Below are 21,144 nucleotides of genomic sequence, written 5' to 3'. Positions count from 1 at the left end.
AAGCGGGGGGAGGGGGAGAGTGCTCGGTGTCTCTCCATACACACAGTGAGTAGGTGGCTACGTTGTGCCATGCTGCGCCGTGCGCACGCTCGGTAGCCAAGAAAGGTACTTTCGCTACTTTCTGATATGTCAACTCTGCGTGACTGCTGACATAGGTAAGCCTAAGTAGCTGACGGTCTATTGGTATAGTGTGTGCGTCGACCGGCTGCAAGGCTGCTACCTGCACATATGCACGATGAGTAACTCTCTGCGTATCTGATGGTCCGTTTGTCAGGCGGTGGCCCCATGAGTGTGCAACCCTCGGTTGACAGTAGCCGTGCACAGCGCGTAACTGTCGACTTTATGCAGGAAAAGATGTCGCACAGGGGTTGACTTTCGCGGTGCTGATGACCTTTTAGATGACCCGGCGAGGAATCCGCAGGTGGGGGCGTACCCAAATGGGAATTTGGGAGTAACCCATAAGGCGTGAAGACCGGCCTAGCCGACATGGGGTGCGAAACGGGCGTGTGCATGCGCATGGAGAGTTATGCGGTGCGAGGCATAATATGCATGCACGGGAATTCGGGCATAAAGGGCACCCCCACCCTTAAGTGGTCGAAGCCGGTTACTACCCCCTGATCACTCGTATAGCCACCAGGCCGACCAAATCTGACAGTAGCCGTGCGTCACTGGGGTGGGTTTCGCGATTTCGTAGACGGAGAGCTCCGAAAGCAGGCGAGACGAACACGCTGAGCAGCTTTCTAGCATGCGAGCCGGCATCGCTGTGGAGTCGGGCAGCACAGAGCGTCACTGTGGCGTCCGTCACAGTGCGAACGAGCGAAATTGGGGCGACGCGTCAACGGCGAAGGGCTGTTTGCTCCGTCATGACCTTGAGGAGGTTGGCCATGCTGGCGAGTTGCGTCGAGCTGTATCGAGCGGCCTCGGGGCTCTCGAACGGACCAAGGGACCAGAAGCCGGCGACCGGTCCATGTGCCTGAATGACCTGCTGTACAGCGGCGCTCGAAGGCGGGGCAGCATCGTCTGTCGTGACCAGGTCGGTGTGCAGGCCGGCGCCTGCGGTTGTCAGGGAGACCACCATCCAGTGCTTTGCCATACGGCGGAACGTAGCAGCGTTGATGAGAGAGAGGGCCCCGAGCGTCACGGACTCGGAGTTGATCCCGCACGCCAAGTCGACGTGCGGGTGACGGTTCGATCACGGTTGACCTGGGTGAGTAAGTCGGGTTGAGGCGCGGCCATCCGGGCTCGACGTACGTTCCGCGCATGAGCGATGAGTTGCAGAGGGAGCAGGACCGCGCGCTGGTCGAACTGGCCGCGGAGAAGCTGCTGAAGTCGTCGGCCGGCGCTGTTCAGGAGAAGGGGCGCGACCACTACGTCCAGTCGCAGACGCGGGGGAGCGGTACTCCCGTCGTGGTCGACGATGCTGAGCGGCCGAGCTGCGTGATCGAGGTGTTCGCGCCGCGCTATGAGTTCGTCCTGGAGCATCTGGCGTTGGTCGGCTCGCCGCGGGTCGGCCTGACGGTGGCTGCGTGGCTTACGACTGTGGCGCGACGCTGGGAGGAGGCTTCGAGCGATGAGCGGCGTTGGGCGGTCGAGGTTGCGGCGGAGTTGCTGAGGCTCAAGAAGCGGGATCTGGGCTTCGGCCGGCATCAGTGGGTGCCGATCCGGGCCGCCGCGGGCGAGGCTGCGTGAGGACCTGGCCGTCGAGCTGGGCGTGTGATGCGTCGGTCGGCTACGAGAGTGGTGTGGCTGCGGGTGCTTCCGTGCGCTGTGACCGCGCTGGCCAGCCGGTCGGGCATGTGGTCGTCGTTCGGTTCGAGCGGGATGTGGTCGGCAGCCCCTATTACGAGGTGGCCAACGTGCTCGCGACGGCGATGCGTGCGTTCAGTGCCGGCGCGCGGGCGCCGCTTATCTACGGCGACCTGGACGGCGTTGGGCGCGGGTTGAAGACGCTGCGGTCGTGGGCGCCGGACCGCTATCCGGAACGCGTGCCCCTGGAGCTTCGTCGGCTGCTGGAGGTGCTGGGGTCGGCGGTGGACTGCATCCAGTACGAGCGTTTGCAGCGAAACAGCACGGAGGCGATGGCGTTGGTAGATCGGGCGGCCCGGTCGGCGATGCGTGGCCGAAAGGTGCGTGGTGACGTTTGTGAGACCACGTGCGCTGAGGTGGTTGAGACCTATCTACGCGGGCAGACGATCCGGTTTGGGTCCGTCGCGTAGGCCGGATGACTCGGTTTGTGTCAGATCCGTGAAGTCGCAGGTAGACCCGCCTCACGCCGACTTAGGTGACCCTAACCGTACGGTTAACGGAAGGTTAACTACCGGTGTTCAGGTGACGCTCGTCACAGCAACCATGAGGGGGCCTCACATGTCCCCGTCGTCACTTTCTGGTGGCTTGATCATGACCGTCAGTGGCATATGCCCACGTCAGCGGCTAGTTACCGGGGGTAGGCGGCAACCCTTCGTTGACTGAGCTGCCTTTGCTGGCGTGAGGGACAAGAAGATCCACAACATGGCCTACAAGTCGCCTGAGTGATTACATGTGGAGCGCGTCGTCCGGGGGGGTCACCCAGGGCGGAGCTGCATCGATTGCGCGGGGCCGACGAGGTCCGGAATTCGGGGAGAGTGCGCCATGGCAGTTGTGTCTGAGGTGAACAGGACCGGGCGGATACCGATCTTGGAACCCAAGGACCTCAGCCGGCTGGCGCCGTTCGTGCGCACGAAAGAGGACGTGCCGCATGAGGGTGCGCTTCCGGATCTTTACGGTGAGGAGGTCGAGCGGGCCCTTGAGGAGGCGATCGAGTCCGGCCGCCTCCGCTGGCTAGTGAACCTGAAGACTGGTGAGACCGTCCTCGGTGTCCGAACCGAACATTCGAACGTGTGATTGGTTTGTGACTCACTCCTTCTGCTTGTGGCACAAGTAGGCGCACAAGATGACCAACTCCTGGTTTATAGTTCCGAACATCGCTGCACAGATGCGGGTCCGCCAGGAGCGGGACAGATGGAGAGCAAGCCGCTTGAGCAGGTAGGGCGGCATCGGAAGGGGAGCGCCGTGGCTACCGAACAGCCTGGGCCAAGCTGTAACCGGCTAGTGGGCCATGACGACAACGGCCGGGAGATCGTCTGCGGGAAGCCTGTACCAGGCCACCCGCTTCATATCGAGATCAACGGGGCCAGGGCACTCGACCTGATCCTGTGTGCCGACCACAAGGCCGAGTGGTACGCCCACAATGAGCCGTTCTTCGGGCGTGCTCAGGCTGCCAAGGTTGCTCTCCAGAAGCTGTTCGAGGACCACCGTGGAGACCTCTTCACGACGGCGGAGATCCGCAACTACCTGCGGGACGTCCTGAAGAACCGGGATGAGCTGCTCAGGGATAAGGCTGAGCGTGACCTCGTGACGACTCTTCAGGACAAGGGCAAGCTCTCCTTCGCTGTCGAGGACCTCTTCAAGGAGGTGCGCCGCCGTGAGGAGGAGCTGGAGTCTCCTTCCGAGTGGGAGGAGGTCACCCCCTCCAAGGTGAGGAACTACCTCAATGCCGCGCTGGACAACAAGGACGAGCGTCTGTCGGGTGCGGAGTTCCGTCTGATTGCCGGCATGCCTCAGACGGGCATGCCGGGGCAGCCGCTGATGGAGCTGTATGCGCGGCTTCGTCGAGAAGACCTTGAGCGGTCGGACGCGGACGACACGGCGGTGAGCAAGTGACGGCGTTATTACGTCGCCGCGGGTGCGGCTCACCGGAACGAGGTTGAGCGAACTCAAGAGGGGCTGGTTACTCGGATTGCCGAGGCCGGCCCCTCTTGCCTTTCAGTGAGAGCAAGGAGCGCAGCGGATGAGTGAGTACTTCACGGAGCGGACTTCCGCGTTCGACAGGACGGTCCGCCACGGGGCGGATGCGTGGCACCGGTTGGACCGTGAGGAGACGGCTGCGCGCCGAGAGCGGAGTGGGCGGCGTCGGGCGGAGGCTCGCCGGCGGAACTCGTACAACGGTCCCGTGGTGACCGAGGTGAAGGTCTGGCCCGAGGTCATGAAGGCGGCCCTGAAGGCTGCTGGCGGGGATTCCAGCCGGCTGCGAATCGTCAGCGACACGGAGGTCTGGGTCGTCTGAGCTGGGTAAATATTTGAACGACAACTTGTGGAACAAGTTGTTCATCTAGTAGGCTCGGGGTGTCCCCGGAAGCGTTGGGCAACGCGGACGGGACACACTCCGGGCCTTCTTGCTTGGCGGGCACCAAGCGCTGAGGGCCTTCCTGACTCCACTGAAGGAAGGCGCAGATGGGCGCTCAGCTCGCTCTCGTCGAGAACGGCCAGATACAGCCGATCGCCGTTGCTGGTGCCTTCCTCCTGACGAAGAACGGCCGCACCCGCGAGGAGTACAGGCGCGACCTGCGCCACTACCTCACCTGGTGCTCCGAGTACCAGATGGACCCCTTCAACCAGAGGAGGGCCCAGATGGACGCCTTCAAGAACTGGCTCCTCGACCACTACAGCAACGGTGCGGTGAACCGTCACCTGTCTGTCGTGTCGGGCCTGTTCAAGTACGCCATGGCCGAGCTGGAGGACATCGTCTTCCGTAACCCGGCTGCCCTGGTCAAGCGTCAGCCCGTCTCGAACATCTCGCAGGCCACTGGCCTGACCTTCGAGGAGTCCGAGCAACTGCTGCGCGGAGCCGAGGCGTACAGCCTGCGGTGCTCGGCCGTGGTCCACGTCCTTCTGCTGACCGGTATGCGCGTCAGCGAGTTGGTCAACGCCAACATCGAGGACCTGGGCGAGGAGCGCGGCCACAAGGTCCTGCGCATCACCCGCAAGGGCGGTCGCTCGCAGACCATCGTCCTCCCGCCGAGCGCATGGACGGCCCTAATGGCGTACCTCGGCGACCGCACCAGTGGACCGCTGATCATCACCAGCACCGGCCGGCGGATCACCCGCCAGGGGATCTGGGACATGATCAAGCGCCTCTGCCGACGTGCTGGGATCCGGGCGATCCGTACACACGACCTCCGCCACACCTGCGCGACTCTCGCGTTGGAGAGCGGCAAGTCCCTGGAAACCGTGCAGGACCTGCTCGGTCACGCCGACCCGCGCACCACCCGCCGGTACGACCGCGCACGCAACAACCTCGACAACTCCCCGAGCTACGCACTCGACGAGCAGCTCCTCGCAGTTGCCGCCCGCCGTCAAGCAGAGGCAGCGCTGGACGAGGCAGTCGAGGTCCTGGTCGACGAGGCCCTCCGCGAGGTGCTGGCCACCGCGGAACTCGTCGCCGCCTGATCCGTGAGAGGAGAGAGCATGCCCGACGTTACACCGGACGCAATCCGGCTCTTCCGGGAGGAGTACCCCAGTTCGGGGAACTGCCCGGCCAAGGCGATCGACGATGCGTCCCAGCATCACGTCTGGGAGCGGACCCAGTACGGCAACGTCTCGTGCGCCGACTGCTTCGTCCCCCACCCCGAGGAGCCCTTGGAGCGGCTGAGCCACTCCGACTTGGATTTTCTCCAGAGCGTCTGTGACGCCATCGGGCCCCTGTACGGCGGGCGCTTCAACGCTGCTCGTGGGATGCAGGAGTTCCACGGCATCGAGCTGTTCGACGACGCGGAGGGGGAGGACCTCACCTTCTACCTCGTGGCCCGCAACGCCCTGCCGGCGCTGATCCACGCCTACCGCAACCTGCTTGCCGAAACGCAGCAGCGCGCTGACCAGACGGTCAGCCCAGCTCCTCTGCGGGAGGCCGCGTGATAGCCCTGCCGGACACCTTCATGGGCTTCGACCTGGAGACCACGGGCGTCTCTGTCGAGCAGGACCGCATTGTCACGGCCGCCATGGTCGAGGTCCTGCATGGCGCCCCTAGGCGCTCGCGCGAGTGGCTCGTCGACCCTGGCGTCGAGATCCCTGCGGAGGCCACCAAGGTCCACAAGATCACCACCGAGCGGGCGCGACGAGATGGCATGAACACCATCCGAGCCACCGCGCAGATCGCCGGCCAGATCTGGGGCGCGCTGTCCGCCGGCATACCCCTGGTCATCATGAACGCGCCCTACGACCTCACCCTCCTGGACCGCGAGTGTCGGCGCAATGACGTCACGCCCGTCACCGAGATGCTCGCCTCCGCCCCGGACGGGGTCGTCCTGGACCCTTACGTCCTGGACCGCAGGGTCGATCCGTTCCGGCCCGGCAAGCGGACGCTGGAGAGTCTCGCTGCCTACTACGGCGTGACCCTGAAGGGCGCTCACGAGGCCGGCGCCGACGCCCTGGCCGCCGTGCAGGTCACACAGGAGATCCTGCGCACAGCCGAGGACGAGCGGGCGTTCAACCGCAGCACTTACCACCACGAGGTCCACGGTCGCAGCCTCGGCGAGCTGTACGCCCAGCAGCGGCTGTGGTTCGCCGCCCAGTCCGCCGGCTACCAGGACTGGTTGCGCCGCACCAAGAACCCCTCGGCCGTCGTCAACGGCGAGTGGCCCATCATCCCCATGAAGGAGCCTGCACGTGCCTGACCCTGCCCAGCTCGACTTCCAGGGCGCGGTCGCCCAGTTCCACGAAGCGTTCGACGTCGTCAACGACATCGTCACCCCGGAGAAGTTCCGGGAGTTGTTGGAGCGCCGCGTCACGCTGATCAGTGAGGAGGCCAAGGAGGTCGCCGAGGCCATCGACGCCGTCCATCACGCGATCGGCAACACCGACTACACCGGTTACCCGGTGGGCTTGGTGGAGCACCTCGCTAAGGAGTTGGCCGACCTGCTGTACGTCATCTTCGGGACGGCGGACCTGCTCGGCATCCCCCTGGACAAGGCGTTCGCCGAGGTCCACGAGAGCAACATGTCGAAACTGGGGGAGGACGGACAGCCGGTTCTCCGCGAGGACGGGAAGGTTCTGAAGGGCCCCAACTACCGTGAGGCCGACATGACTGAAGTGGGCATCGACAGTCTTACGCACTACCTCGGCTTGCAAGTCGCCGTATAACACAATTCATAGGGCCCCACTTAGCATTGAGGACGTGAGTCCTTAACGCTGAAGGCGGTCCGAATGCTTCACAGTATGCTCGCAGAGGCGGCCTCAGGCGGCGGTGTCAATTTCGACAATCCGCTGATCCTGGGGCCGCTTGCTGCATTCGTCTTCGCTATCTTCGTCAGCGAAGTCGTCGTTCCCGGAAAGACGTATCGCCGGGAGGTCGACGAGAACGCGCGGCTGCGAGACCTTGTGGAGCAGGTCATCCCGCTCGCCGAGTCGATGACCGCGACCGCGCAGGAGATGGTAACGGCGACCTCCCGCGTCACCGACGTGATGGACAGAGTCGTCACCACGCTGGCCGACCCCCGCCGCGAAGGCTGAAAGGGGCGACCGTGGCCCTCTGGAACACCAAGCGTCCCCAGCACAACTCGATCGACCTCGCGGACGCCTCAGCGCGCATGACCAAGGCAGCCCTCGCACTGCGTCTCACCGCTGTCAAGGCCAGGCACGCCACCGCCGACGCACGGCGCTTCACCGACCGAGTCGAATCCCAGATCGTGAACCAGCAGGGAGCAGCATGACCACCCGTAAGACCACCAAGGCCGAGGAAGCGCCGCGCCACCACTGCGACAACCATCCCGAGCGCACGGCGGCCCTGAGCACCACCAGCGGCGGCGCACACAACCAGATCCACCTGTGCCAGGACTGCGCTCGCGCAGCCGGGAGGCTGTGATGCAGGTGTCCACGTGCGTCTGGTGGCAGGGCCGGCACGTCCAGGCCGGCCGCTTCTGCCCGCACAAGCCGGGCGTAGAAATCGACCCCGAGGGCGAGCAGCACCCCGTCGGGTGGACCGTACAGAAGCCTGGAGGCAAGAAGGATGCCTAACCGCGGGTGGAAGCCACCTCCGGTCAAGCCGCTGCCCGAGCCGGCACTAGGCGGCAACCGGTACTCCAAGCGCCAGGTCGACCGCCTCCAGGCGTACGACGAGCGGGACATGCGCCCCAAGACGCGAGCTGCGCTGGAGGAGTTCCGGGCGACCGGCAAGACCGACAAACTCCTGACCTTCCACACCTGGCCGAACCACACCATCAACCGCAACCGCCCCCGGACCGTTTCCGCCGGCTACGACTCGAAGTCTCACACCCTTCGCGTCGAATTCCGAAACGGTGAGGACGGGCGTGGAAAGCCCGGTGGGCCCGTTTACGAGTACTACCGCGTCAGTCCGAATACGTGGAAGAACGTGCGACGTACCGGGTCGGAAGGCAGGAACATCATCGACAAGGCCCTCCAGGGCCATCCCTACCGGCGGATCCGCTAACACATTCGGAAATCCGCCATTAGGGTGCGGCGCATGAAACTTCCATTCTTCGTGCGCCGCGTTCCCACCCTCAAGGGGTTCCCTTTCACCTACAGAACCTGGACTCAGGAGATGCGGGAGCCCTTTCGCCGGGGTGACACCCGAGTTGTCCGTCTTCCCTTCGGACAGGGGGTCGGCTTCGGCCGGTGGTCTGAGACGCTCCCGAGCGAGGACCACGCCCTGGTGGCGGTCCTCGGCAGTCCGAAGCCGTTCATCCCCGGCCGTGACGATGACTGACGAGGACCTGGCCCGCCGCCAGGTGGCACGCAGGAGTGAGGACGCCGACGAGGAGTGGGAGCTCCTGGAGATGCTGGGACTGGACCGATGAAGCTGAGACGACTGATCGAGCGGCTCTGGCCGGCACACCGGCTGCTGGAGAGAGCGGAGCGGCGGGTAAAGCTGCTGCCGCTCGTGGAGCTGCTGGACGCTGCCGACATCACGGGCTCGACGATCGCCGCGGCGCTGTACCGGCACCGTAAGCAGCCGAGCGACGATGCCGTCATGGAAGCCGTGGACGGCGTGGTCGCCCTGGCGGCCATCGTGCGCGAGCTGCAAGAGCGCCAGAAGGCGTGACAAAGCCCCAACCCAGCGCTGATGGGTTGGGGCTTTGTACTGAGCGGGCTAGCTGAGCGGGAAGGCCCAGGAGACACAGATGGCGTAGAAGAACAGGCTCGCCAGGACGATGCCGCCGGACAGCTTGATGAGGTGGATGCCACCCTGTGCGCGGCGCAGCGAGGCCTCGACCTCGCGGGCGTACGGGCCGACGCTGAAGCCGGCCCAGCGCATTCGCCGGGTGAGGCGGAAGGCGACTGCGGAGAACAGCCACATGGAGATAGCCATGGGGGCGAGGGAGTCGCGGAAGCTCCCCGAGTCGTGCCAGGTGAACCAGCCGACGTAGAGGGCCAGGAGCGTCCCACCCCACACCATCAGCCGGTACATGAACACCAGCCGGCGCTCGACGACGCGGCCGGCCGCGACCAGGTACGCCTGCCCGTCGGTGAGACCGTGGCCGGGGACAGAGCGGACCGCATCTGCCTCTCGCGTTACCCGCTGAGCCCAGTCGTCCTGTGCCCCCCAGTCAATTCCCATTCCAGCCCCCTGAAACGTGTGTGAAGTGTGAAGCAACTGTAGCGGCCAAAACGGCACAGTTGACCAGGCGTGCGTCGCCGATGCTGCCGCCAGTTCAGCAGCACTAACACAAATGGATGGCCCCTTTTTACCCTGATTGCATCAGTTTGAGCGATGCGGGGTAATTCATGGTGCTTAAGGTCGTAGGTGGAACAGACGTCGAGGACGGCGACGAGTTCCTGCTACCTGTCAATCCCGAGATATCCCAGGAGACCGTCGACCGCATCGTCGAAAAGATGCTCCTCGTCATTGACGAGCTTTCCGGGCACCCCCTGCGCGAATATCAAGTCCCCCTCGCGCGCCGCATCCTGGAATCGCTCATCCTCGGCGACACCGCCAAGATCACCGCCTGCTGGGCCCGCCAGTCCGGGAAGTCCGAGACCCTCGCGAACACCCTCGCAGCCGTCCTGATCATGTTCCCCCGCCTCGCCCCGATCTTCCCCGCTCTGCTCGGCAGGTTCAAAGAGGGCGTCTGGCTCGGGGCCTTCGCTCCGGTGGACGACATGGCGGACAACATCTACGGCCGCATCGTCAGCCGGCTGACATCCGAGCGCGCCCTGGAGCTGATGGCCGACCCCGAGATCGACGAGAAGGTCGTCGGCAAGGGCAAGGAACTGCGGCTGGTGAAGTGCGGCAGCCTCGTCCGCAAGCAAACTTGTCACCCCAGGGCCCAGATCGAAGGTCGCACCTACCACGTCGTCTTGATCGACGAGGCCCAGGTCGCCGACGAGAAGGTCGTCAACAAGTCGATCAGCCCGATGCTCGCGAGCACTCGCGGAACGATGATCCTCACGGGAACCCCCACGTACACCAAGGGGATCTTCTACAAGATCATCCAGCAGAACAAGCGGTTCGCGACCAGACGCGGTGCCCGGCCCAACCACTTCGAGGCCACCTGGAAGGATGTCGCCAGGGCCCATCCTGACTACGGCGTCTACATCCGCGGCGAGATGCTCACCATCGGTGAGGACTCCGACGAGTTCCGCCTCTCCTACCGCCTCCAGTGGCTCCTCGACCGAGGCATGTTCACCACCAGCGAGCGCATGGAGGAACTGGGGGACCGGTCTATGCAGACCGTGCCGGCCTGGAACAGGACCCCTGTCATCGTCGGCATCGACCCCGCCCGCAAGCAGGACTCCACGATCGTCACCGTCGTGTGGGTCAACTGGGACTACCCGGACGAATTTGGCCAGTACGAGCACCGGATTCTCAACTGGCTCGACCTGAGCGGACTGGGCTGGGAAGAGCAGTACTTCAGGATCGTCGACTTCCTGTCCAACTACAACGTCCTGGCCGTCGGCATCGACGCGGGCGGCATCGGTGACGTCGTGGCCAGCCGACTGCGCGTCCTCATGCCCGGCGTCGACATCATCGACTTGCCCTCCGACCGAGGCGCCCAGTCCAAGCGGTGGAAGCACTTGATGGAGCTGATGCGGACCGACAACATCTCCTGGCCGGCGCACTCCAAGGTCAAGCGGACCAAGGTATTTGCCCGCTTCCGTCAGCAGATGGAAGACGCTGAACTCGAATTCGCCGGCCCTAACGTCATCGTCCACGCCCCGGAGGAGACCGGCGCCCACGACGACTACGTCGACTCTCTCGCCAATGCGGTCTACATGACCGCCGACCTATCCATGCCCGAGGTCCACGAGGAGTCGAACTTCTTCTACTCCAGGGCCGCCTAGGAGCCAGCGTGACGATCGACCCCAACTACCACACCTACGACGCCAACGACCCGTACAACATCCCCGGCTGGACAGCCGTCAACCAGCTCCCCGGCCCCGGATACCCGCAGGAGAATCCGCCGGCTCCCTACCCCGAGAGCATCACTGTCCAGACGGTCGTCGCGACGTACATGGCGGAGGGCGGACAGCCGCTACCCGGCAGCGTGCTCATCCAGGCAGACCGCCGCTACCGGGACAAGGTCACGGGCGACTTGGTCGTCCCCAACACCCGCCGGCTGAAGGTCACCAACGGCGCCCTCACCGTCGGCCTGCCGGCCACCGACGATCCCGACCTCGACGAGCCCTTCCTCTACTCGGTGCATGAGGTCGTTCCAGGCGGACGCAAGTTCATGATCAGTGTCCCGCACGACGCCACCGGTCCCCTCACGCTCCACGACCTGGTCGTCGAGGCCGACTACAAGGAAATCCAGCCACCCCGGATCTACACCCTCAGCCACCGGCTCGGAGGCTACTAGGAGAAGCAGGAGGGCCCCCAACCCGTGTTGGTTGGGGGCCCTCGCATGCGTAAGCGAATCAGGCGCTCGGCAGCTCGTAGCTCTTCACTGCGCTGACGAAGGTCGTCCATGAGGAGACAGGGAAGACGAAGGCGCCCTTCTCGGGGGCTTTCGAGTCCCGGACTGCCAGCTCGGTGGCACCGACGGGCAGGGTCTCAACGCACTGGGCGTTGCCTCCCTCGCTGTAGCTCGACTTCGTCCAGCCAGTGGCCGGGAGGTCTTTGCGGATCATCTTTCCCTCTACTCCTCGTAGTCCCGCATCGCGTTGTTGATCAACTCAGCGGATTGGCGTGACGATAGGGCTGACGAGCGGATCTCGTCAAAGAGCTTGCGGTACACCTCGACATCAGCAGCATCCTGCATGTATAGAGCCTTCGACCAGGTGCTGACCTCCACGACATCCAGGGTGTTGGCGTCGTCGTTGACGAGCGTGCGGAAGCTGCCGTGCAATCCAGCGTAGACCGCCTGCTCGAACGGGACGACCTGGATCGTGACGTGCGGTTTTCGCGCCAGCTCAAGCAATTGGGCGAGCTGCTTTCGCATGACTGCTGCACCGCCTACAGGCCGGCGGATGACCCCCTCGTCGAGGATGCAGACCACCTGCGGAGGCCGCTCGCGTTCGAGGATCTTCTGCCGCTCCAGGCGAAGACCGACGTAATAGGCCACCTCCTCCTCGGTCAGCGACGGCTCAAGCCCTTCGATCATCGCGCTGGCATACTCCGCTATCTGGAGCAGGCCTGGCAGATGCATGGTCGCGAACGCCTCGACTCGGGTGCACGCCCTCTCCAGCTCCACCATCTCGCGCATGTCCGCGCGCAGGTCGTAGTCCGGTAGGTACTGAGTCTGCCCGCTCTCACGCAGGAGCGTGAGGAGGTCCTCGGTCACCTTCGGGTCGTCGACCTTGTACAGGTTCAGCAGGGCGAGCAGCTCCAGCCGGCGGAGCCTCACCTTCCCGCCCTCCAGCTTGGAGATCTTGCTCTGGGTGCCGTCGATCACGGCCGCGGCATCCTTCTGTCCCACGCCTGCGGCTTCCCGCAGCCGCTTCAACTCGGTGCCGAGCTTCTTCTGCCTCAGCGTTGGGCCTTGTCGAGTCGCCACATCCCCTCCTTGAGCAGGGCCAAGTCTGACGTACGGCAGTAGGCGCATGGAAGGTCCCCCCAGTTTGGCATATGTCAGCGGCACTAGGAATTTTGGCGACTGAGCATTTATTCCCTCAAGCATGTTGCGCCCAGGCATTCATTCAGTCCAGTCTGGGCACACAGCGACGCGACCCCGCACCGGAGAGTCAACTCCCGCTACGGGGGCGTGCCTTGGTGCCGACAGTTGATCTCTGGAGGCGGTGTGATTACCCGCATGCACGACGGCGACCGCGAGTGGCAGGTGCCTCTCGTCGTCCGTCCGCAGGACCTTCACCGAGTGCGTCGCATCGTCCGGGCCCACCTGCGGTTATGGGAACTGAACCCCCTGGTGGACGACTCCCTGAAGATCGTCACCGAGCTGCTCACGAACGTGCACCGACACGTGGACGGTCGAGCAGTCCTGATCCTGCGGGCAACCACCGACCTCCTGCTCATCACGGTGCACGACAACTCGACCGTCGTCCCGAAGGTCCGTCAGCCAGACTGGGACAGCAGCACCGGCCGCGGTATGTGGCTGGTCGACCAGCTCTCCTACTGGTGGAAAGCCGAGCCGACGAAAGACGGCAAGGACGTGCAGTGCGCACTCCGCGTTCCCGCGGCCGAAGACGAACGCCCAACCGACCGCCAGCCAGTGGGGTGCTCGGCATGATGACGCGACAGCCGGAGAAGTGGGAACCGCCGCTTACCGCAGGAGAGCTGAAGAACCTGCGGGACGCGGTACGCAGGTGGAGACCCTTCGACGGCACCGCACTCCTGGACGACATCAGTGACGTCATCGACGAGGTGCCGCCGGCCGAGGAGGACCTCGACGACCTGGCGCAGCGCCTCCGCGGCCACCTCATGCAGTTGGTCGACATTGCGAGCGCCAACGAAGCCGGGCAGAAGGACGAGACGGCGGCCAGCTTGATCGAGCAGGCCCGATCCGTACGTTCCGAAGAGCTGCCCGGCGACTACCGCACCGCTGTCGGACTGCTGCGGCGTATGGCCTGGTCCGCGAGCGAGTTACACGAGCGGCTGGGCGACATCCAGGCCTTGAAGAAATCGGCGTGACCGATAACAACCCCTATCCCCCCGTACGACCGAGAGAGAAGAATCCCTGCCGTGCGATCCGCGACCATGCCGCGCTTAGTCCCCTACATCACCCTGAGAGAGGGTGAGGAGAACGCTCCGGACAACCTGGTCATCGACCTGGACATCCCGAAGTGGCCCAGACTTCGGTACCTGGATGAGACGCCCTTGGACCGGGACCCGCGAGGCGTCTTGTGGGGGCGCTGCTCGCAGACGATCAGAAGCGCAACCAACATGCCTACGGGCCAGCCGCGATGGAAGTTCGTCCACCCGTCCCGCCAGCGGGAGACGATGCTGGAACTGCGGTGCCAGGTCTGCGTGCAGCCGGCAAAGACGCCCCTGGGGTGGATCTTCATGGCCGGCCCGCAGGAGCTGGGTAGCGAAAGCGACCTGGTCATCACCGTGCAGCCGCCCGTGTGTGCGAAGCACGTGCGTCCCGCTGCCCTGCTGTGCCCGCACCTCGACGGCCAGCCGCTGATCTTCCTCGCGCAGGCAGCCCCGCTGTACGGCGTGCACGGCACTCTGTACGGCTTCAGCGCTGAGCACGGTGTCCATGTCGTCGACACCCCGGAGCATCCGCTGCCGTACGGCCACCCGAACCTTCCGACCTTCCTGGCCTCCCAGTTGGTTCGGCGCCTGAAGGCCTTCCAGCTCATCACCCTGGATGAGCTGACGCAGGCGCTGGAGGCAGCGGCATAGACACCTGCCCGGCGGCCCGCATCGGGCAGAGGTCGTCGGGCAGGACCAGCCCCCGGCGCGGGCGGCGACCTACCACCCCTCCCCCACGGCAGGTAACCTCCCGCGCCGGGCCCGGACTCGCCGGATTGCCAACCCGAAGGACAGGTATCCGGCGAAGGGCGGGTCCGAGGAGTCGCCCCCGACTCCAACTCTGCGACGGGCCCGCCCACCCACCAAGCCCCGTCCCGATCGAGACGGGCACGTCCGTTCCACCACTGCGAGCGAGACACAAAGGAGAGGTATGTTCGTCCACACCGACCGCCTGCCCACCAGCACCGCGGTCCCACAGGGAACCATCACTCCGCGCCCGTGGGGCGTGAGCCGCATGGCGCCGTACCCGACGATGGCACCCGCATACGCCACCGTCACGATGGACCCGGAGACCCAGACCGCCGTGTTCTTCGACCGCGCCGGCCAGGTCATGGAGATGCCCGGCCATGGCACCAGCACGGGCACCACTCCCTCCACGGGCACCAGCCCCGACGGGCAGGGTCAGGGCAACACCGACAGCGACCAGGGGAGCGACTCCGACCAGTGAGTGATCCGCGTCCGGTGTTGGTCGTCACCAGCCTGCACGACCCCACCGCCGACGTGGTGATCCGCGAGCTGCACGACCGGGACATCCCGGTCGTGCGGCTCGACTCGGGGCAATTCCCCGCATCACTGTCGGTGGAGGCAGAGATCACCGAGCACGGCATCCAGGGCCGCCTCCACACGCCCTCGCGCTCCGCCGACCTGGCTCATGTGCGCGCCCTGTACTACCGCCGGCCGACCGGGTTCGCCTTTCCCCATCTAAGTGACCAGGACGAGCGGTTCGCCATCACTCAGGCCAGATACGGCCTCGGCGGCGTATTGGCGGCACTTCCCGGCTGTCTGTACGTGAATCACCCGCACCGCATCGGCGACGCCGAGTTCAAGCCGGCTGGCCTCGCCGCAGCAGTGGAGGCCGGCTTCCTGGTCCCACCCACGCTCATCACGTCCAGCCCCGACGCTGCCAAGGCCTTCGTCAAGCGACACGACTCGGTCATCTACAAGCCGCTCTGGAATCCCGTCTACCTGATGGACGGCGTGTCCTCCGTCGTGAAAATCGCCGAGGTGGGGACGGCAGACATCGACGAGAGCGTGGCCGGCACCGCGCATATGTTCCAGCGGCGCATCCGCAAGAGCGCCGACGTGCGGGTGACCGTCATCGGCGACAAGACGTTCTGCGTCCGCATCGACTCCGCACTCTTGGACTGGCGAACCGACTACAGCCAACTGCGGTACACCCCTGTAGAGCCGCCGCCGCAGATCGAGCCAGCCCTCCACCACTACATGCACCACTTCGGGCTCGTCTTCGGAGCTTTCGACTTCTGCATCGACGAAGACGGGCAATGGTGGTTCCTGGAGTGCAACCCCTCTGGTCAGTGGTACTGGCTGGAGCCCGAAACGGGTCTGCCGATGCGTGCAGCCCTGGTAGACCTCTTGGAGAGGAAGACGTGACCGACCAAGCGCAACTTCACCAGCAGCTCCTCGACACCCTGACGGCAGGCGGCGTCCTGCGCACGGAGCCGTGGAAGCGCGCCGCCGAGGCGGTGCGCCGGCACGAGTTCCTCCGGGGTGGGTTCTTTCGGCGAGTGGAGGGCGCGATGCCCGCAGCATGGGCTCCCGTCCTCGACAGTGATGCCGGCTGGCTCGAAGCCTGCTACCAGGACGAGTCGCTGATCACCCAGATCGCCGGAACCATCCTGCCGACCGACATCCGCGGCCAGATCATGCGGGAGCCCACCAGCTCCAGCACGCTCCCCTCCCTCGTCCTTCGCATGCTGGAAGACCTGGCCGTCGAGCCGGAGTCACAGGTCCTGGAAATCGGAACAGGCACCGGATACTCGACCGCCCTGCTCTGCTCCCGGCTCGACGAACAACAGGTCACCTCCATCGAGTTCGACGCGGACGTGGCGACGCGGGCGCGGACCGCCCTAGCCCGGCAGGACATGTTCCCGGTCATCGTCACTGGTGACGGTCTGCTCGGTTACGCCGACTCGGCACCTTACGACAGGATCATCGCCACCTGCGGACTTCGCACCGTACCCGCCGCGTGGATCGAGCAGACCAAGCCAGGCGGCCTGATTCTGGCGACCGTCGGCGGCTGGCTCGGTTCATCGGAGCTCACACGTCTCACGGTCCACGAAGACGGGACGGCGTCCGGGCCGCTGCTGAGCGGCGACGTCAGCTTCATGCTCGCGCGCCCGCACGCCGCTCCACCTCTCGGACTCCTTCCCGACCTGAACGAGGGGAAAGAACGGGAGGCCGTCATCGGCGCCGATGTCCTGACCGACTGGAGTACGCGGTTCGTCGTTCAGCTCGCCGTGCCCGGCGCACAGCGCCTGACGCTGGACCGGGAAGGCCACACCGAAGTCGTCCTGATCGACGTGGAATCGGGCTCCTGGGCTGCCGTGTATGAGGATGGTGGCCGGTGGATCGTGCGTCAGGACGGGCCGGACGCGCTCTGGGACTCCGTCGAGGCCCAGCTTGGCCGCTGGCACGCGGCCGGCACACCTGCGCTGGAAGAGTTCACCGTCACGGTCACGCCGGAGGGGCAGACCATTCAGTGGTGATCCCCTCAGTCAGCCCCGCTCGTCTGCTACCCGTGAGGTGGACGGGCGGGGCCTTGTGCCTACGGAAAAGCCCGTCCGGCCCCGATGGATGCACGATGGGGTTACCGTGGTCGCATGACTCAGGGGCCCCCGATGTGCTCGTACTGCGGATCACTGTCCGCCGCAATGGCTTGGTACAACCGCGCCCACCAGCACAAGATCTGGTCGAAGGCGAAGGGCAGCTACGTCGACTGCCCAGGGTCCGGGAAGCCGTTGAAGCGCAAGTACATGGGGAAGACCCCAGCCGAGCGGGATGCGGACGTTCAAGCGTGGCGGCGGGGTGGCTACCGAACCGTGCCGGGCGTACGAGCCCGTTCAGGACGTCCGCAGGCATAGAGAAGGCCCCCGTCGAATCGGGGGCCGTAGGGGTCGGCGAAGGGCCGGGCTGGTGCCGACCTTGAAGAGCACCACGCGGTATGTCATGGGCTGCTAACACATTTCCAGAAAGCCGATCACCCTTGATTCCGAGACGTCTCGCAAGGAATTGAGGAAGCATGGCAGGAAATCTCGCCCCGGACCCGCACTTCCCGGAGAAGGGCCACTACGACTACGGCGTCAAGAACGGCCACAACACGGCCCGCCGCGGTCGGCTCAGGTTCGAGGAAGGCATCGCCACCGACACGGACATCCCGACCGAGTTCGGGAAGGGTGTCATGCAGGGCTACCAGACCGCAGCCGGCCGGAACAACCACAACCTGAACGTCTTCGAGAAGCCGGCCGCCGAGACCATGCGCGAGCGAGCCCACGTCGGCTCCGCCGCCTGGCCCGAGGCCCCCGAGTTCCTCGGTGGTTTCGCGCACGGGGCCGGCCACGGTGCGGAACTGCGGTTCGAGCAGGTCGTCCGCGACGGCGGTCACCAGGAGCGCCCGAACTACGCCAAGACGTCGGACTGACCGCCGACCAGGGAAGACCCCTTTGGGAAACCAGAGGGGTCTTCCCTTTTCCCGCTAACACTCCCATCAGCCTCCATGTGAGGATTGGGCATAGCGCAATTCGTCATATCAACTCGTAGCACCGCGCCTCCCTACAGGTGCACCATTCGGTGCTTAGTCGAGGATGTGTCGGTTGTCCTTCGCCTTCTTTCCGCCGAATCAGCGCGCGGCCGGCTCGGACCTCACCATCTCCATCAGCCCCTTGGGCCTGGTGGAGCTGAGCGACGAGGAATTCGAAGTTCACGGACCCCGCCTGAATCGGTATGCCACTAACTTCGCGTTCTACCTCGGCCACCATTGGGCCTACCGCAGGGAAGCCGGCGAACCGCAGATCACCCTGAACTACGTGGCGACCTTCGCTCGATACATCAACAACTTCTGCTTCAGCAAGGGCGTCAAGTTCGCAGTATCGAAGCGCTACGAGCACGTTGTGCCGGCGCTCCTGAAGCGGGTCTGGGAAGTCGACAACGACAAGCAGTCCCTGCTGAACGCCATCGGTGAGCAGGGAGGCGTGACAGGCGACTCCTTCGTCAAGGTCGCCTACGAGCCGCAGTGGATCGACTCAGCCGGCGGTATCCATCCGGGCCGCGTCCGCATCCTCCCGCTGTCCTCCGCGCACTGCTTTCCGGAGTACCACCCGCACGACCGCGACCGGCTGATCCGGTTCAAACTGAAGTACAAGTTCTGGACCACGGGCGCCGATGGGGCTCGGACGGTGATGGCCTACACCGAGGTCATCACGGACACCGAGATCGAGGAGTACCTGAACGACGAGCTGATCGACGCCAGGCCTAACCCGCTCGGCATGATCCCTGTCGCTCACATCCGCAACATCTCCGTGTCCGGCTCGCCTTGGGGTTTGTCCGACATCGGCGACATCATCTCGATCAACCGCGAGCTGAACGAGAAGATGACCGATGTCTCGGACATCATCAACTACCACGCCTCTCCAACCACAATCATCCAGGGCGCCAAGGCGACCAACCTGGAGCGAGGCCCTCGAAAGATCTGGGGTGGACTGCCGGAAAAGGCGAAGGTCTACAACCTGGAGAACGGCGTCGACCTGAATGGTCCGATGGGATACATCCAGACGCTGAAGCTCGCGATGCATGAGATCACAGGCGTCCCGGAAAGCGCCCTGGGGCAGATGCAGCCGATTTCCAACACGTCGGGCGTGGCGCTGTCCATTCAGTGGTATCCGCTGATCAACAAGAACTCCCTGAAGCAACTCAACTATGGAGTCGGAATCAAGCGGATCAACGAGCTCGTATTGCGCACGTTGTTCTGTCATGAGCCCCAGACGCTGCTGTACGACCCCTACACCGACGGCATCAAGACCGAAGACGACCAGCCCGACATCATCGACGCCAACGACCCGGACGTCTACAACGTTGACTGCGTCTGGCCGAGCCCGCTCCCGGTTGACAATCTCGTCAAGCTCAACGAGATCCAGGCCAAGCTCGCCATCGGGCTTGAATCCAAGCGCAACGCCCTCGTTGAACTGGGTGAGGAATTCCCTGACGAGCGCCTGGAAGAGATGTTCAGTGAGCAGCGTCGGGACGTTATCGAGCAGGGAGCCTTGGAGCTTATCAAGGCGACCATTTCCTCTGCTATTCTCCAGGTGACTGGAATTGCTGCTGAGGAAAGTGGTAAGCCAGCCCCGTCAAGTGGGGGAAACCCGGATCAGCCCGGATCTCCCGCTGGCAATGCTCAGACCGGAGTTCTTCCCGGAGCAACCGGGATCGACCTCGGTGTGGACAACAAATCGTTGATCGACCAATTCGTGACCATGGCGTACGGCACAAAGCTGCCGCAGAGCCGGAACTCGGAGAACGCCAGTAACTAGGAGACGCGCTAATGACTGTTCCGGCTAACGCCCCCGCCCCTGCCCCCGATAACGGCCCCAGCGACCAGGTCATCACCATCCCGGTCGTCCCCGAGCCGCCGCAGGGCACCCCGCCTGAGGGACGCTTCACCGCCGAAGACCTGGAGAAGGTCCGGCGCGAGGAGCGCGAGAAGCTCTACGGCCGCCTGAGCCAGCAGGACGAGATCCTCAAGGCCACCAAGGATGAGCTGGAAGCCGTCCGTAAGGCCCGCGAGGAGAAGGAAGCCGCAGAGGCCTCCGCTCGCAAGGCCGCCGAGGACGAGGCAGAGGCGAAGCGCCAGGCGGAGCTGTCCGCCAAGAGCCTGCTCAAGGAGCGCGAGGAGGAGTGGGAGCGCCGGTTCACCGAGCTCCAGTCCAAGTATGAGACCGACCGCGAGCTCTTCGCCCGCGAGCAGGAGTACAACCGCCTCCAGAACGTTCGCGCCGAGATGCTCGCCCAGGCCGCTGACGACATCGCGCCCGAGCTGGTGGACCTGGTCCAGGGCAACTCCGAAGACGAGCTGCGCAACAGCGTCGAGCTGATGAAGCAGAAGTCCCAGGCCATCGTCGCCCAGATCCAGCAGACCCAGGTCGCCGCGCGTGCCCAGATGCGAGGCACCGCTCCTACCGGTTACGGCGTCGGTCCCGCCGACACGGACGCCGGCTACCGCCAGTACTCCGCTGGCGACATCAAGAACATGCCCATGTCCGAGTACGCGAAGCTCCGCGGCCAGCTCCTGCCGGCCGCCAACGCCTCCGCGCGTCAGGGCATGTTCGGCTAACCCGCCGCACAAGTAAGGGAAGCACAGCATGGCATCTGCCATCACCGGTACGCCGAATCTGTCGGCGTCTCCGACGAACTACTCCGGCACGAACAGCCAGCTCTCGCCGGCGATTCAGGAACTCTGGTCGAAGGAGATCCTGTTTCAGTCGATGCCGATTCTCCGGTCTCGGGCCGCCTGACCCAGTGATGGGTCAGTGAGAACCACGCTGTATCGGTGAACCCCTCCTCCTCGTAGCACTCATTCGTAGCACGGGGAATACCGAGGGAACCCACACCTGGGACTCCGTAGAGACTACACGCGAGGCACCTCCGATAGA

The 21,144-nt window shown here is 64.8% G+C and carries 30 protein-coding genes; 26 read left to right on the top strand and 4 right to left on the bottom strand.

Annotation, left to right across the window (positions count from 1 at the left end; all coding sequences use genetic code 11):
- Window positions 1-835: 835 nt before the first annotated feature.
- A complete protein-coding gene (locus tag AB0A69_RS08030; protein ID WP_361416621.1) occupies window positions 836-1,093 on the bottom strand; it encodes a hypothetical protein in 258 nt (85 codons plus the stop codon).
- A 167-nt stretch (window positions 1,094-1,260) separates the two neighbouring features.
- On the opposite strand from AB0A69_RS08030, the gene AB0A69_RS08025 reads away from it, so the two are divergent.
- The 14 genes from AB0A69_RS08025 to AB0A69_RS07960 all read left to right on the top strand — a co-directional run bounded on the left by AB0A69_RS08025 (window position 1,261) and on the right by AB0A69_RS07960 (window position 8,872).
- Window positions 1,261-1,689: a hypothetical protein gene (locus AB0A69_RS08025; protein WP_361416618.1), complete on the top strand. Its 429-nt coding sequence runs from the start codon at window positions 1,261-1,263 to the stop codon at window positions 1,687-1,689.
- A gap of 53 nt (window positions 1,690-1,742) precedes the next feature.
- Complete coding sequence (locus AB0A69_RS08020) at window positions 1,743-2,216, top strand: hypothetical protein (RefSeq protein WP_361416615.1); 474 nt, start codon at window positions 1,743-1,745, stop codon at window positions 2,214-2,216.
- Window positions 2,217-2,628: 412 nt separating this feature from the next.
- A complete protein-coding gene (locus tag AB0A69_RS08015) occupies window positions 2,629-2,880 on the top strand; it encodes a hypothetical protein (protein ID WP_361416612.1) in 252 nt (83 codons plus the stop codon).
- Window positions 2,881-2,997: 117 nt separating this feature from the next.
- The gene (locus AB0A69_RS08010; protein WP_361416609.1) at window positions 2,998-3,699 is read left to right on the top strand and encodes a hypothetical protein; all 702 of its coding nucleotides are present in this window, start codon (window positions 2,998-3,000) and stop codon (window positions 3,697-3,699) included.
- Between the two features lie 570 nt (window positions 3,700-4,269).
- Window positions 4,270-5,265, top strand: coding sequence for a tyrosine-type recombinase/integrase (locus AB0A69_RS08005; protein ID WP_361416606.1), 996 nt, complete (start codon window positions 4,270-4,272; stop codon window positions 5,263-5,265).
- 18 nt (window positions 5,266-5,283) lie between these two features.
- A complete protein-coding gene (locus AB0A69_RS08000) occupies window positions 5,284-5,730 on the top strand; it encodes a hypothetical protein (RefSeq protein ID WP_361416604.1) in 447 nt (148 codons plus the stop codon).
- A complete protein-coding gene (locus AB0A69_RS07995; protein ID WP_361416601.1) occupies window positions 5,727-6,488 on the top strand; it encodes an exonuclease domain-containing protein in 762 nt (253 codons plus the stop codon). Before AB0A69_RS08000 ends, AB0A69_RS07995 begins: the two co-directional genes overlap by 4 nt.
- On the top strand, window positions 6,481-6,954 hold the full coding sequence (locus tag AB0A69_RS07990) for a MazG nucleotide pyrophosphohydrolase domain-containing protein (protein WP_361416598.1): 474 nt from the start codon (window positions 6,481-6,483) through the stop codon (window positions 6,952-6,954). The genes AB0A69_RS07995 and AB0A69_RS07990 overlap by 8 nt, the downstream gene beginning before the upstream one ends.
- Before the next feature lie 75 nt (window positions 6,955-7,029).
- Window positions 7,030-7,323, top strand: a complete 294-nt coding sequence (locus AB0A69_RS07985; protein ID WP_361416595.1) for a hypothetical protein — start codon at window positions 7,030-7,032, stop codon at window positions 7,321-7,323.
- Between the two features lie 11 nt (window positions 7,324-7,334).
- Window positions 7,335-7,523, top strand: a complete 189-nt coding sequence (locus AB0A69_RS07980; protein WP_361416592.1) for a hypothetical protein — start codon at window positions 7,335-7,337, stop codon at window positions 7,521-7,523.
- Entirely contained in the window at window positions 7,520-7,675 is a 156-nt protein-coding gene (locus AB0A69_RS07975; RefSeq protein ID WP_361416588.1) for a hypothetical protein, read from the top strand. Before AB0A69_RS07980 ends, AB0A69_RS07975 begins: the two co-directional genes overlap by 4 nt.
- Window positions 7,675-7,827 (top strand): hypothetical protein, encoded by a 153-nt coding sequence (locus tag AB0A69_RS07970; RefSeq protein WP_361416585.1) that lies wholly within the window; start codon window positions 7,675-7,677, stop codon window positions 7,825-7,827. The genes AB0A69_RS07975 and AB0A69_RS07970 overlap by 1 nt, the downstream gene beginning before the upstream one ends.
- A complete protein-coding gene (locus AB0A69_RS07965) occupies window positions 7,820-8,260 on the top strand; it encodes a KTSC domain-containing protein (RefSeq protein WP_361416582.1) in 441 nt (146 codons plus the stop codon). Before AB0A69_RS07970 ends, AB0A69_RS07965 begins: the two co-directional genes overlap by 8 nt.
- 363 nt (window positions 8,261-8,623) lie before the next feature.
- Complete coding sequence (locus AB0A69_RS07960) at window positions 8,624-8,872, top strand: hypothetical protein (RefSeq protein ID WP_361416578.1); 249 nt, start codon at window positions 8,624-8,626, stop codon at window positions 8,870-8,872.
- Window positions 8,873-8,920: 48 nt separating this feature from the next.
- Here AB0A69_RS07960 and AB0A69_RS07955 read toward each other — a convergent pair whose 3' ends face one another.
- Window positions 8,921-9,388, bottom strand: coding sequence for a hypothetical protein (locus AB0A69_RS07955; protein ID WP_361416575.1), 468 nt, complete (start codon window positions 9,386-9,388; stop codon window positions 8,921-8,923).
- A gap of 167 nt (window positions 9,389-9,555) precedes the next feature.
- Here AB0A69_RS07955 and AB0A69_RS07950 point away from each other — a divergent pair, with 167 nt between their 5' ends.
- The gene (locus tag AB0A69_RS07950) at window positions 9,556-11,112 is read left to right on the top strand and encodes a hypothetical protein (protein ID WP_361416572.1); all 1,557 of its coding nucleotides are present in this window, start codon (window positions 9,556-9,558) and stop codon (window positions 11,110-11,112) included.
- 8 nt (window positions 11,113-11,120) lie between these two features.
- Window positions 11,121-11,627 (top strand): hypothetical protein, encoded by a 507-nt coding sequence (locus AB0A69_RS07945; RefSeq protein ID WP_361416569.1) that lies wholly within the window; start codon window positions 11,121-11,123, stop codon window positions 11,625-11,627.
- A gap of 58 nt (window positions 11,628-11,685) precedes the next feature.
- Here the strand turns inward: AB0A69_RS07945 and AB0A69_RS07940 are convergent, their stop codons facing one another.
- Together AB0A69_RS07940 and AB0A69_RS07935 are read right to left on the bottom strand one after the other, a co-directional pair.
- On the bottom strand, window positions 11,686-11,898 hold the full coding sequence (locus tag AB0A69_RS07940; RefSeq protein WP_361416566.1) for a DUF397 domain-containing protein: 213 nt from the start codon (window positions 11,896-11,898) through the stop codon (window positions 11,686-11,688).
- A gap of 8 nt (window positions 11,899-11,906) precedes the next feature.
- Complete coding sequence (locus tag AB0A69_RS07935) at window positions 11,907-12,764, bottom strand: helix-turn-helix transcriptional regulator (protein WP_361416563.1); 858 nt, start codon at window positions 12,762-12,764, stop codon at window positions 11,907-11,909.
- A gap of 255 nt (window positions 12,765-13,019) precedes the next feature.
- Here AB0A69_RS07935 and AB0A69_RS07930 point away from each other — a divergent pair, with 255 nt between their 5' ends.
- The 10 genes from AB0A69_RS07930 to AB0A69_RS07885 all read left to right on the top strand — a co-directional run bounded on the left by AB0A69_RS07930 (window position 13,020) and on the right by AB0A69_RS07885 (window position 21,006).
- Window positions 13,020-13,454: an ATP-binding protein gene (locus AB0A69_RS07930; RefSeq protein WP_361416560.1), complete on the top strand. Its 435-nt coding sequence runs from the start codon at window positions 13,020-13,022 to the stop codon at window positions 13,452-13,454.
- On the top strand, window positions 13,451-13,855 hold the full coding sequence (locus AB0A69_RS07925) for a DUF6415 family natural product biosynthesis protein (RefSeq protein WP_361416557.1): 405 nt from the start codon (window positions 13,451-13,453) through the stop codon (window positions 13,853-13,855). The genes AB0A69_RS07930 and AB0A69_RS07925 overlap by 4 nt, the downstream gene beginning before the upstream one ends.
- A 51-nt stretch (window positions 13,856-13,906) precedes the next feature.
- Window positions 13,907-14,572 carry a hypothetical protein gene (locus AB0A69_RS07920; RefSeq protein WP_361416554.1) on the top strand — a complete coding sequence of 222 codons (666 nt, stop codon included), beginning with the start codon at window positions 13,907-13,909 and terminating at the stop codon, window positions 14,570-14,572.
- Between the two features lie 280 nt (window positions 14,573-14,852).
- Window positions 14,853-15,149, top strand: a complete 297-nt coding sequence (gene tgmA, locus AB0A69_RS07915) for a putative ATP-grasp-modified RiPP (protein ID WP_361416551.1) — start codon at window positions 14,853-14,855, stop codon at window positions 15,147-15,149.
- Complete coding sequence (gene tgmB / locus AB0A69_RS07910; protein WP_361416548.1) at window positions 15,146-16,093, top strand: ATP-grasp ribosomal peptide maturase; 948 nt, start codon at window positions 15,146-15,148, stop codon at window positions 16,091-16,093. The genes tgmA and tgmB overlap by 4 nt, the downstream gene beginning before the upstream one ends.
- Window positions 16,090-17,208: an ATP-grasp peptide maturase system methyltransferase gene (gene tgmC / locus AB0A69_RS07905; protein WP_361416545.1), complete on the top strand. Its 1,119-nt coding sequence runs from the start codon at window positions 16,090-16,092 to the stop codon at window positions 17,206-17,208. The genes tgmB and tgmC overlap by 4 nt, the downstream gene beginning before the upstream one ends.
- Before the next feature lie 533 nt (window positions 17,209-17,741).
- Window positions 17,742-18,140 carry a hypothetical protein gene (locus AB0A69_RS07900; RefSeq protein WP_361416542.1) on the top strand — a complete coding sequence of 133 codons (399 nt, stop codon included), beginning with the start codon at window positions 17,742-17,744 and terminating at the stop codon, window positions 18,138-18,140.
- Between the two features lie 172 nt (window positions 18,141-18,312).
- Complete coding sequence (locus tag AB0A69_RS07895; protein ID WP_361416539.1) at window positions 18,313-20,025, top strand: phage portal protein; 1,713 nt, start codon at window positions 18,313-18,315, stop codon at window positions 20,023-20,025.
- Between the two features lie 11 nt (window positions 20,026-20,036).
- The gene (locus tag AB0A69_RS07890; protein WP_361416536.1) at window positions 20,037-20,825 is read left to right on the top strand and encodes a hypothetical protein; all 789 of its coding nucleotides are present in this window, start codon (window positions 20,037-20,039) and stop codon (window positions 20,823-20,825) included.
- A gap of 28 nt (window positions 20,826-20,853) precedes the next feature.
- Entirely contained in the window at window positions 20,854-21,006 is a 153-nt protein-coding gene (locus tag AB0A69_RS07885) for a hypothetical protein (RefSeq protein WP_361416533.1), read from the top strand.
- The last annotated feature ends 138 nt before the right edge of the window (window positions 21,007-21,144 follow it).

It is taken from the genome of Streptomyces sp. NPDC045431 (genome assembly GCF_040646655.1).
Classification (GTDB): Bacteria; Actinomycetota; Actinomycetes; order Streptomycetales; family Streptomycetaceae; genus Streptomyces.
This window is presented reverse-complemented; position numbering and strand designations above follow the sequence as displayed.